The 10901-nt window shown below is 69.8% G+C and carries 10 protein-coding genes and 2 pseudogenes; 3 read left to right on the top strand and 9 right to left on the bottom strand.

What is annotated here, in order from left to right; all coding sequences use genetic code 11:
• Positions 1-143 precede the first annotated feature (143 nt).
• From AB0L45_RS36210 to AB0L45_RS36220, 3 genes and pseudogenes are all read right to left on the bottom strand, one after another.
• Positions 144-536, bottom strand: coding sequence for a DUF1048 domain-containing protein (locus tag AB0L45_RS36210; RefSeq protein ID WP_365847822.1), 393 nt, complete (start codon positions 534-536; stop codon positions 144-146).
• A gap of 2 nt (positions 537-538) precedes the next feature.
• On the bottom strand, positions 539-868 hold the full coding sequence (locus AB0L45_RS36215) for a PadR family transcriptional regulator (protein ID WP_016570786.1): 330 nt from the start codon (positions 866-868) through the stop codon (positions 539-541).
• 151 nt (positions 869-1019) lie between these two features.
• Positions 1020-1454: pseudogene (locus AB0L45_RS36220) on the bottom strand (transposase); the annotation flags it as partial.
• Positions 1455-1971: 517 nt separating this feature from the next.
• On the opposite strand from AB0L45_RS36220, the gene AB0L45_RS36225 reads away from it, so the two are divergent.
• Positions 1972-2427, top strand: coding sequence for a hypothetical protein (locus tag AB0L45_RS36225; RefSeq protein ID WP_365847800.1), 456 nt, complete (start codon positions 1972-1974; stop codon positions 2425-2427).
• A gap of 1779 nt (positions 2428-4206) precedes the next feature.
• Here AB0L45_RS36225 and AB0L45_RS36230 read toward each other — a convergent pair.
• From AB0L45_RS36230 to AB0L45_RS36255, 6 genes are all read right to left on the bottom strand, one after another.
• Positions 4207-5442 carry a cytochrome P450 gene (locus tag AB0L45_RS36230; protein ID WP_365847802.1) on the bottom strand — a complete coding sequence of 412 codons (1236 nt, stop codon included), beginning with the start codon at positions 5440-5442 and terminating at the stop codon, positions 4207-4209.
• 94 nt (positions 5443-5536) lie between these two features.
• Complete coding sequence (locus AB0L45_RS36235; RefSeq protein ID WP_365847804.1) at positions 5537-6277, bottom strand: tRNA-dependent cyclodipeptide synthase; 741 nt, start codon at positions 6275-6277, stop codon at positions 5537-5539.
• A 38-nt stretch (positions 6278-6315) separates the two neighbouring features.
• Complete coding sequence (locus AB0L45_RS36240) at positions 6316-6651, bottom strand: DUF6092 family protein (protein WP_365847806.1); 336 nt, start codon at positions 6649-6651, stop codon at positions 6316-6318.
• Positions 6611-7132: a nitroreductase family protein gene (locus AB0L45_RS36245; RefSeq protein ID WP_365847808.1), complete on the bottom strand. Its 522-nt coding sequence runs from the start codon at positions 7130-7132 to the stop codon at positions 6611-6613. Before AB0L45_RS36245 ends, AB0L45_RS36240 begins: the two co-directional genes overlap by 41 nt.
• 426 nt (positions 7133-7558) lie before the next feature.
• Positions 7559-7801, bottom strand: coding sequence for a hypothetical protein (locus AB0L45_RS36250; RefSeq protein ID WP_365847810.1), 243 nt, complete (start codon positions 7799-7801; stop codon positions 7559-7561).
• Between the two features lie 24 nt (positions 7802-7825).
• Positions 7826-8758 carry a hypothetical protein gene (locus AB0L45_RS36255; protein WP_365847812.1) on the bottom strand — a complete coding sequence of 311 codons (933 nt, stop codon included), beginning with the start codon at positions 8756-8758 and terminating at the stop codon, positions 7826-7828.
• Positions 8759-9574: 816 nt separating this feature from the next.
• Here AB0L45_RS36255 and AB0L45_RS36260 point away from each other — a divergent pair.
• Positions 9575-9847: pseudogene (locus tag AB0L45_RS36260) on the top strand (hypothetical protein); the annotation flags it as partial.
• Positions 9844-10230 carry a hypothetical protein gene (locus tag AB0L45_RS36265; RefSeq protein WP_365847814.1) on the top strand — a complete coding sequence of 129 codons (387 nt, stop codon included), beginning with the start codon at positions 9844-9846 and terminating at the stop codon, positions 10228-10230. The pseudogene AB0L45_RS36260 and the gene AB0L45_RS36265, both read left to right, overlap by 4 nt.
• Positions 10231-10901: the final 671 nt, after the last annotated feature.

Genomic DNA, 10901 nt, shown 5'->3' on the forward strand with positions numbered 1-10901 from the left:
CTCCTTGCACGCTTTGGTCGGTCTCGACGGTGCCGCGGGCATGCGCGGGAGGCCGCCGGCCGGTCATGGGCCGGCGGCCGCGCGGGGCAGGCAGTCGATGAAAGTGGTGTTCGGCCCTTGGAGGGCGGTGTGCTGCGGTGCGATCAGGCCGTCTTGTCCTCGGTTCCGGCCTCGGTACCGGCGGCGGCGCCCTCGATGTCGTCGGTCAGCTGTTTCCGTGCGCGGGCGGGCACGTAGCCGCCCTCGGAGTAGTTCTGCGCGAACGCCTCGGCGAACTCCACCGGGTTCTCTCCGACGATCTCGCGGATCGGCGTGCCATCCGCCGCAGCCTGCTCGAACAGGTCGGCGAGGTCTTCGAACATCGACGCACTGCTGTCTTCATCGATCGGTACGAAGTGCATCAAGTACTTCTCGATCGCCTCGACCGCGGTCCGGTGGTTCGCGGGAAGCGTCCTGACGCGCGCCTTGTACGCCCGCCAGCGCTTCTTGGGCCCGATCACCTTCGAGAGGAATCCGCTCTTCTCAACCTCGGACATGGTTACTTTCCCCCTTCGCGGAGCTGTTCCAGTCGTTCTGTGAGGAAGCTCCATGTCCTCCAGAACTCTTCGAGGTACTCCCGCCCCTGCGCGTTCAGGGAGTGCACCTTGCGCGGCGGGCCCTTCTCGGAGGGCACCTTCTCCACGTCGACCAGGCCGCGTTTCTCCATCCGCAGGAGCAGCGCGTAGATGGTGCCTTCGGCGATGTCGGAGAAGCCCTGTTCCCGCAGCCGTGCGGTGATCTCGTAGCCGTACGCGGGCCGGCCGGACAGGGACGCGAGGATGAGGCCGTCCAGCGTGCCCTTGAGCATCTCGGTCAGCAGCTTGGCCATGGGGCACCTCCTTCTCGAGGTATTCAGTGCTACTGAGTACTGGTACACCGTAACGCTGACTACCGGTACTTAGCAGGAAGGAGTAGACGGGCCTGGTCGGGAGCTCTGCCCTCGGCCGCCCTCCAGCCTGACCGGTCTGACGCATCCGCCGCCTGTCGTCGAGGTGTCTCAAGGCGGCTGAGTGCCAGTCGCCGTGTTCGTCGCGGCGTCGTCGGTAGTGGACCTTGGCGCCCGGGGAGGCGGTCAAGGCGAAGATGGCCCACAGGTATCCGTCGTGATTGAGCCGGTCGTTCTTGACCCGGCGGCGGGTGATGCTCGACTTCTCACCGGAAGCTTTGGTGATGGGTGAGGAGCCTGCGTACGACTTCAGGCCGCGGGTGTCGGCGAAGCGGGTGTGGTCGTCGCCGATCTCGGCCAGCACCCGGGCGCCGAGCTGGACGCCGAGGCCCGGGAAGCTCAGGAGCACGTCAGCGTCCGGGTGTTGGGGAAAAGACTCCTCCACCGCCTGGGCGAGGTCGTCGGCGGCGGTGCAGGCGGCCTCCAGCTGGCCCAGGAGGGCGAGCATCTGCCGGCCGAGGGCATCCTCGGCCAGCGGCGGCTGAGCACCGCCCCTGGATCCCGATGATCGCCTCCGGCTGGACCGCGATGGTCGCCTCCGGCCGCTACAGCGACGCCACACCGCTCAGCTTCGACGAGCTCGGCACCGCCACGGCACAGTTCTTGGGCACCGCCTGGGATGAGTTCCTCACCGTTGTGGACCACGCTCCCACCCTGTTGGACCGGTGCCGCCCCACCGCCAGCCCGTGGACCGAGGACGCCGAGGCGCTCGTGCAGCTCGCCGACGCCCTCACCGATGCCGAAGCGGTGCGCGCGGATCTGGCCTGTCCCCGCTCACCCCGCTCACCCCGCGGAGCGCAACGCCCGGACGTGGCCGACCGCCGAAACCTGGTTCACCTACGGCGAATCGTTCCTCCGGCAGGCACGAGCCGCCAGCCCGCCCCCGGCCCGTCCTCACGGCCTCGGCGCCGCCCCGTGCCCTCCCGCCGGCCCGGCCCGTACCCCGTCGCTGATCTGCGGCGACCGACGCTAGGAGAACCCGCTCTTTGTGCCCCAGCCCCCACTTCGCCTTCAGCACCCACCCGCACCACGGCTTCGTCGCCTCCGCCACCTCCAACATTTCCACGCATCTGGCTCGCTGGTTCCTTGTACGGGAACAGTTCGAGCCCTTAGGCGGCCAGCCGGGCCTGTTGCGGCTGACGGAACCGGAACTCGATGACCCGCGCCGCACCCGGCAGGCCGTCCACGACCTGCGCCGCAGCGGGTACGCCGTGCACGCCGACGTCGCCCCAGATCCCACTGCTTCGGCCGGCCCGCCGCGTCCCGTCAGGCCCAACGGGCTGGCGGAGCGGCGCAGCCGTATCGCGCGGGCCGCCGGCCGCGTGCCACAGCGCCGTTCGGCGCCCACCACGTCAGCGTCCTCCACGCTCCCGATCCCGCCGAAGCCCGCGTACGCGCCCACCGTCCACCTGACTGCCTCCCCCACCGGGCGGTCGCGATGACGCCCGACGCCGAGCCGATCGGCATCACTCGCGGGCAAGGCGGCCAGGTCAAAGTCGAAGGCGTCATCAACCTCCTGGCCGATACATCCTGAGCCGCGCCGGTGGTCCCCTCTGGGCCGCAGCGTCCGGCGGCCATGACCGCGCAGGCCCCACCCGGTCGCGCGCCGCGCCGCTGATGCGACACCACCAGGAAAACAGATCCCCGACCCCCTGCGACCGACAACGTCGCCCTCGCCTCGCACGCCGGCCCCTGCTGGATGCGGCCCGCAGCGCCGTCGACGGGTTGCCGCCCGCCCGGCACACCCGCACGTGGCGGGTCCGTCTCGTCTCGCTCGCCACCTCCCACACGGAGATCGTCCGCATCCTCGACCGTCCCACCCCGCCCGGCTCGGCCGCCGAGCGTGAGCAGCACACCCTGGTGTGGCAATGGGGGGGCGGGTCGGGGGAGGTCAGAACTCCAGGGGTAGAGCACAGGACACCTCGTCGCGGTACTTATAGTGTTGCAAGGTCCGCTGGTAGCGGCGACGATCGCATGGATCCGCGCGCAGCCGTGGGAGCCGCCACTGCCGGCCTCGGGTGTGGGCGGGGGCCGGGGATGGATCCGCATTACCGGAACCTCCGGCGGTTCCGGTATTTGGCGCAGGAACTCGTCAGCCACCCTCCTACACATTCACAATGAGGCGAGCCGCCTTAACCGCCGGAATGTCGGCGCCGCCGCACTGGTTCGTCGGTGCGGAGACGGGAACTGCGGCGAGGAGTCCCCCGGCGGTTCCGCTGCCCTGCGTGGTGCTGCCTCCAGTTGTGGCATGGCCGCGGTTGAAACAGCTGTTGTCGTAGGCAGGTGAGAGGAAGACGAGGACCCCGCCGGCTGCGGCAGGGGGCGCTGTGGCCAGCGTACTTCCGACTACTGCTGCGGTGACGGTAAGCCCTGCGAGTGCCCGACGAGTGGTCATGTTCTACGAACGGTGACCGGCATACAAAAGTCACGCTGGGCAGTTTGTGCCGCTCGGCACCCGTCGGTTCTTCGACAGCGGTAGCGGGTCACCATGGAAAGTACCGGCGAACCCATCGCCGTAATGGCACAGCTCCTGGCATTCCGCCAGGTCAGACCAGCCCTTAATTCTCGGAAACAGGCTCTGACCGACGAGCAGCGGCATGCGTGGACCGGAAGGGTCCGAGTCGCGCGACGGCGAGGCGAGCTGAACCGGATCAAGTAGTGCTACGCCGCCGACGACCAACGCATCACGCTCGCCCACCTCCTCGTCGAGAACGAGGACTCCACCGTCGTCGCACTCGCCGGAGACCCGGGCGCGCCGGGCTGGGAGGTCATCGGGCACTACGCCCACGAGTAGGCAGCCGGACAGGCGCTGCCGCGCGGTTCCGCCCAGAGTCCTGCGTCCCGACGCCGCGTCCCGGTTCAACCGTCCGGAGCCTGCCCCCCGAGCGGCCCCTGCGGCAGCTGGTCCAGGAGGTGGTCGAGGCCCGCGCCGCCGGTGGCGTCCGCGAGACCCTGCTCAGGGTCACGCAACAGGGCTACGACGCAGGTCCGATGGTCCGCCTGCAGCATGTCCTGTCCAGAAGTGTGCGAGTTCGCGAAATCCTGACGGCGCGTGGCCCGGAACCTGTTCCTGCACCCGGTTTCATCTGCGCCTGTTAGACGGGTTCTGCTTGAGGATGGGCAGGTAAGCGGGTTCGTCCAGTGGCGGGGGGCGTCCAGTGGCGGGGGGGCGTCCAGTGGCGGAGGGGGGAGCGTCCAGTGGCGGTGGGTGAGCGGATGGGTCACCAGGACGCCGGAATCGTCTGTGGGCGGCGGAAGAAGAGGCCCTCATGCCAGCGGATCTCCTCCGGCTCTACAGCCAGGCGCAGGCCCGGGTGCCGGGCCACGGTGCGCACCATGGCGTCGATCAGGCAGCGCGCCAGCCGGTTGCCCGGGCAGAAGTGCAGGCCGCGCCCGAAGCCGAAGTGCGCCGGGCCCTGGCGGCCGAGGAGGAAGGCGTCTGGTTCCTCGAACGCCTCCGGGTCGTGGTTGACGGCCTCCATCGAGACCAGCACCACGTCGCCTGCCTTGATGGTCATACCGTCCACCTGAACGTCCTCGGTGGCCCGGCGCCTGGCGGCCCCGGTGGAAAGGGGCGTGTGGCGCAGCAGTTCCTCGACGGCGGCCGGGACCAGTGCCGGATCGCGGTGAAGCGCCATGACGGCCTCGGGATGCCTCAGCAAAGTGATCAGGGCTCCGCAGAGGAACCCGGAGGAGGTCGGGTACCCGGCCACGAGGAAGAGTTCGGCGACTTCGGCCAAGTCCGCGTCGCTGAGTCGACCAGCGCCTGTGGTGGTGGCCACGGTCTTGAGCAGGTGCTCCCCCGGTGCGTCGGCCAGGCGGCGGGCATGGGTGAGGAAGTACTGGTGCATGTCGGTGAAGGCAGCGACCATTTGCTCGGCGGTCGCTCCGCAGAACCGCAGGCTCAGGTCCGCCCATCGGATCAGCTGCTCTCCCTCATCGGCGCCAAGCGGCCCCAGCAGGAATCTCGATGCCGTCTCCCGCGCCAGCGGCAGGGCGAACTCCCGTGCCAGGTCGAATGTGTCCCGGCGTTGGACGAGTTCGTGCATCAGGGTGTCGGCCCGCTCGCGGATCCACTCATGGTGGCGGCGGACCGCACGCGGACCGAGGCCGTCCGCGAACACCGCTCGCAGCCCGGCCTCCTTGAGAAGAGCAACGCCATTGCCGCGGGTGCCCGGGGCCCGCAACTCCACGGGTTCCTGGCGCGGGGAGCCTGAGGCCATGGCATCGGCCGAGCTGAGCCGCGGGTCCTCCAGCACCTGCACGGCGGTGGCGTAGCGGGTCACCAGCCACAGCCGGTCGCCGGTGTACTCGGCCACGACCGGGCAGAGGGGTGGGCCGGTTTCGCGCAGCCGCGCGTAGTGCGGGGAGAGCTGCTGGCTCCAGTCGTGAAACGGGTACGTGAGGGTGCCGGACGCGAGGTCCGCGGGCACGGCGGGGTCATGTGCGGTGGTCACGGCGAGTGCTCTTTTTCGTGAGGGGAGGACCCGCACCGTCCTGCTGGACGGGCGGGGCGGGTGCCGTCGACGGCTGCGTTCGGCGGCATGCTGGTCATCTGTGTTCGGCCGAGTTCTCCGAGAGCAGGACGAGACCCTGGTCGGCGGTGGCGCGCAGTGGTCCGTTCTCGGTGTACAGCAGGTCGGCGAACGGGACGGGGGCGTGGTAGCTGGCCAGTGACGTCGGCACGCCGAGGATGCTCGGGGTGTCGATGAAGAACGGCAGCTCGTCGATGAGGTACTCCAAAGCCAGGCCCGTCGGGTCGGCCTGCGGGGTCTCGTCCTGCGTCGACTGCCGTCCGTCCTGCGAACCGGTGACGGCCCGGGCCGTCACCTCCCGGCAGACGCGGCGGGTGTGCTCGTCCGTGGCCAGCGCGTCCCGGACCCGCTGGTGCAGTGCGCGGTACGCGGGGCACTGCGCCAGCTCGGACAGCTGGTGGGTGCGTTGTTCCGCTTCAGGGATGCCGCTGCTTTCGAAGGCGCGGCGGACGCGTCGGCGGACGCTGGATATCTCGGTGCGGGCCTTCTTGCGCGCCACCTGCTCCGGATAGCCCTGCGCGCGGTAGTTGGCGGCCAGGGAGCGGTCCGGGACGATGACGTCCACCCGCTGGAAGGTGGCGTGCGCCCAGCGCAGCATCCGGGCCAGGGTGGGGATGCGGTAGTAGCTGTTGCCCGGACTGACGCCGATCAGCAGGTGGTCGGCGCCGGACAGCAGCCGCCGGCAGTTGGGCGTGTGTGGCAGTGCGGTGTAGCTCTTCGCGATCGTGGCCACGGTGGGGGTCAGGGGGGTCGTCACAGATGTTCCTCGCTGTCAGCTGGGATGGGCCGCCCGGGTCAGGGGCGTACGGAGGTGCCTGCGGCCGGTGCGGGTGTCCGGATGGCGTGGGCGACCTGACGGCAGAGGTCGTCCAGGAGTTCGGCCGCATCCAGGGGTTGCTGCGGGCCGGTGGCCACGCGTTCGATCTCGGCACGGACGGCGGCCAGCCGCGGGTCGTGGGCGCCGCTGGCCTCCAGCAGTTCCAAGGTGCGGCGCGCCCCGTCCATGCACCGGAAGACGCCGTAGAAGCCGGGTTCGTCCATCAGGCCGCGCGCGCTGCTGAGCAGGAAGCCGGCCAGCAGCGCGAGCCCTTCATTCAGCTGCGGCGGGTTCGAAGAGGCCGAATCGCTCATAACTGATCACCTCGCTTCTCGGACGCCGCAGGGACGGTTGCGAAGGTTGCGCGGGATGCCCGACCGGCACCATCAGCAGCGGGTCGAGCCAGGCCGGCAGGTCGAGCAGCTCCCGCAGCACGCCGGGCACAAAGCCGTGCACCGGACAGGCGCCGAGCCCGTGCGCGTGCGCGGCGAGCAGCAGGTTCTGCGTGGCCATGGCTGCGCACAGCGGCGCGATCCGCCGCCCGGAGGCATCGGTGCCCCGCGTGGTGTCCACGCAGACGACGACGATCAGCGGGGGCAGTCCGATCACACCCGGCGACAGGCCGCGCAATCGCCGGATGGTGCGCCGGTTCCGGACGGCGAGGAAGGACCACGCCTGGGCATTGCCCCCGGAAGGCGCGGCCAGCATGGCGTCGAGCAGCGCCTCCACGACGGGCGCGTCGATCGGCGCGTCGGTGTAGCCGCGTACCACGCTGCGGGTGAGCAGGGTCTGCATGAACGCGGACGCCGACGGGGTCCGTGGCGGGACGGTACGCGGCAGCCCGCCCGGGACGTCGGTGACGGAACTTGACGTGTCAACCATGGCGGCGGAGCCACTGACGTCCGGCGGCGCGGGAGTAAGCGGGGTGATGGTCTGCTGGAGAGGCGGCACGGGCCGGCGGAGCCGGGTTCGGGGCCGCAATACGGACGGTCGCCACTTGGATCCTTCCACTGAGCCCGCAGTTCCAGCCGGTCGGCCGTGCAGGCAGGCGGGAGCAATGCCAACGTGCCAGCCGCACTGTGATGGCGCGCCCCACGGGAGGCCGAACGAGTGATCGATTGCAGCGTCCCGGCAGGTGCAAGCGCGCGATGGCCTTCGGGCGGAAGGAGGAACCTCGGCAAGCGCCTCATGCCGGGATGAGTGTGGGCGGAGCTCTTCGGGTCAGCGGATCTGCGGCAGTGCCTTGTCCGGATGTGCGGTGTGCACGCACTTGACGGCGATGGCGGGGTGGATCCCGAACAGGCGAACGAGGTGGACCGGGTCGGCGGTCTGCTGGGCCTCGTAGAGGATGCGATCAGCCCATACCTGCCGGGGCAGCAGCCCGACCTGGTCGAAGGCGGCCCGCGGAGCGCAGTAGCTGATCTGCGGGCAGGCCGGGTGCCGGTAGGTCTGAGCAGCGATCAATGATCAGTGATCACTGAGCACTGATCATTGATCACTGATCAGGAGGCGTGGGTTGATGGTCTGGGGCCAGCGGTGGCGGCGTTCGCGCAGCCAGTTCGCCACGAGGTGGGCACTCAGATCGTCGAGGTAGACGGTGTGGATGTGCTCGCTTCGGTGCACCAGGGTCCGGTACGTCAGGCCGGCGTCGGCCAGGTGCAGGCGGGCGACCTCCACGGCGCGCACGGCGTGGATGGCGACCAGGCCGACGATCAGCCGTGCGGCGGGCCGGGCGAGCCGGTCGAGGGCGCCGGCCAGGCGGTCGCTGGGCACCGGCCGCGGCAGCGGCAACGGCAGCGGCAGGTGGACGCCGGCGGATGCCTGCATCCCGGCGGTGGGATTGTGGAAGATCACCTGTTCCTGTTTCAGGGCCCGGAAGATGCTGCGCAGGACGCTGAGCATCGCGCGGGCAATGTTGCCCGGGTGCCGGTCGAGTTCGATGTGAAGGTCGTCGCTGGTGATCTGCCGCAAGTCTTTCCCGTCGTCGGCCCAGGTCATCAGGGCGGGCCAGGTGATGCGCAGGTGCGGCGGATGAGCCGGAAACCTGCCGGGGGGCTGATAGCGGCCGCGGCCGCGCATGACGCGGGCCCAGGCATGCAGCTGGCCGGCCATCGGTTCGGGCAGTTGCGCGATGCGCTGGTGCAGGGCTCGGTCGTCGTGCCGGTCGCGTCGCTCCCGGCCCAGGTCCAGGGCCAGGTCCAGGTCCAGGTCCAGGTCCAGGTCCAGGTCCAGGTCCAGGTCCAGGTCCAGGTCCAGGTCCAGGTCCACGGGAAGGATGGAGGGCTGGCGGCGGACATCGGCGAGGAGCTGGGAGGGGGTTTCGGCGGCTTCATCGGCTTCGTCGACTTCATCGGCTTCCAGCAGGCCGTGCTGGTCGAGGAAGGAGATCACGCTGTGGGTCGCGGCGGGGCCGGCCGCCACCGTCTGCGCCAGGGTCCGTACGTCCCGCTCGGGGATCGGGGCGTGGGGCCCAGCCGGGTCAGCAGGGTGCGCAAGACGAGGACTGCGCTGCCGGGATACTGCTCTTGGCGGTACGCCAGGCTCGTGGGTAGCTGGCAGCGAACACATGCGACAAACCGTGCGCCAGAGCCGGCAGGTCGGCCGAGACGACATCGGCGTACTACTCGGGCCTCCAGGTTCAGGTTCGGGGCATCGTGAACAGCGTCGTCTGGCCTGGGGGGATCGGCGGCAGCGGATTTCTGCCCGGCGGCGCAGGGGTGAACCGGTCCCGGGCACGGGTACGGGCGGCCGGGCCGGACTGGTGGTGCGCGACGAAGCCCAGCTCTCCGTCTCGCCGTTTGAACTGGTGCGCGAGGGCCCCGGCGAAGGTGAGCTGCGTGCCGGCTGCTCCGCCCGCCTCGTGGCCGCACTCGCGCTCGTAGGCCAGGCGGCCCCTGCACGGCCCCTCCTCGTGCAGGGGCAGATCCGCACGTCGGCAGCGCAGGCAGCGGCCCGGTGGGTAGCGGTCGGGCCGGTGCCGCCCTGCGCGGCAGCTCCGGCACCGGGACGCTGTAATGGCCCAGCACTGGCAGCCCGCGCAGGACCCGACCGGCCACAGCACGGGCGGCGGACTCGTGCGGGGTGCGCAGCATCCCGGCGCGGGCGAGGAGTTCGGCTGCGGCGGCCTTCAGCGGCAGCCGGACCTGGTCGAGCATCTCCGGCGCGACCAGCGCCTCGCCCTCGGTGTCCCGGATCGCCAGCGCACACCGGATGATCTGCATTACCATGTGCGGCACCGCAGGCGACAGCGCGGCCCGGGTCGCGGCGGACTGCGGTTACGCCGACCAGTCCCATTTCCACCGGGAGGTCGTGGCGTTCACCGCAATGACTCCGGCGGCGCTGGCCGGTGACCCAGGGCTGGCGGTGGACGGCAACGCGTGGGCGGACACCGCATCGGCGCAACGGACCAACACTCCGCCCGGTGCGGTACGCACCGCTCGGCACGGGCACAGGGGTGCTGTCCGCCCTGTGGAGCGCAATCTGCGTTCTCCCACTGCCTACGGTCCGTGAAAGAGGAACTGGCCGTACGTGGGGAATGCGAACTGGCCGCTGTCATCACCTACAACGCGGTGCCGGGCAGCCCAAAGGTCGAGCACCCCCTCGGCGGCCCCTTCGCGCGGAATGACCCCGTGGCCACCGTCCTGCGCGGCGAGACCGAAAGCATCGACTTGCCCCTCCCCCTCCTGCGAACCGAGAGAGACGAAACCAGGCGGCGCCTTCATCGTCCTTTCGCACGCACCAATAAAACACCACAGGAGGTCATTACCGAGGGCCCGATCGTAGACATCAGATACGCCGAGCCCGGCCAGAAGCCTGGCCCGCACGACCCACAGCAGAACCTCGCCATGCCAGTGGAGAGCGACTGGATCGAGGGGGTTTTCGCGCCACCGTGAGCAAGTGCCGATCGTGCCGAAGCGACCGATCTGGCGAACTGAGGAACCTTCCCCATGACAACTTCGCCCATCTTGCCAGTGGAGTCGACTGTTCCTGGACCCGCTGCTTCAGCGACTTATCGTTGCGCCCCAGGAGCACGGACTTTACCCACTCAAGAGTCTCCTTTCCGAGGACGGCTCGGTGTCGCACACGCTCTCTGAGGCTTTTCTCAGGCGGTTCCGATTCCCGCCGTGCGCCATCCAGGCGCCAACGGACTCGGTTTCCCTTTACGTGGATTCAAGCGCCGGTCCTCGATGCGTAGATCCGGAGCCCTGAACGACGACAGAGCCCGGGCGAGCGGATCCGAAATCCTCGGCGCTGAAGCGAGGTCTCGCCAGTGCGGTGTGATGCCAAACCGCAAAGCCCTCGCGACACCGCACAGGCCGGCGCAACGGACGGCGGCTTTCCAGCATCCGGTGCCTTGGTCGGGCTCGGCACCGGACTCGTCATATCTCGCTTATCTTCCGGAACCCTGACATCACATCTCACGTCTCCCTATTCGACTGCTGGAGCCGGTTCCGGGGCGGAAGGTCCCAGGCAGACGGCTCCCATGATTGATGGCGGAGGCATCCCGTGCGTGGACTGACGAGCTCGCTGCGGCCCTCCGGGGCGCCGGAGAGCGACGCCGAGC

Origin of the sequence: Streptomyces sp. NPDC052496 (assembly GCF_040679095.1) — a bacterium.
GTDB lineage: Bacteria > Actinomycetota > Actinomycetes > Streptomycetales > Streptomycetaceae > Streptomyces.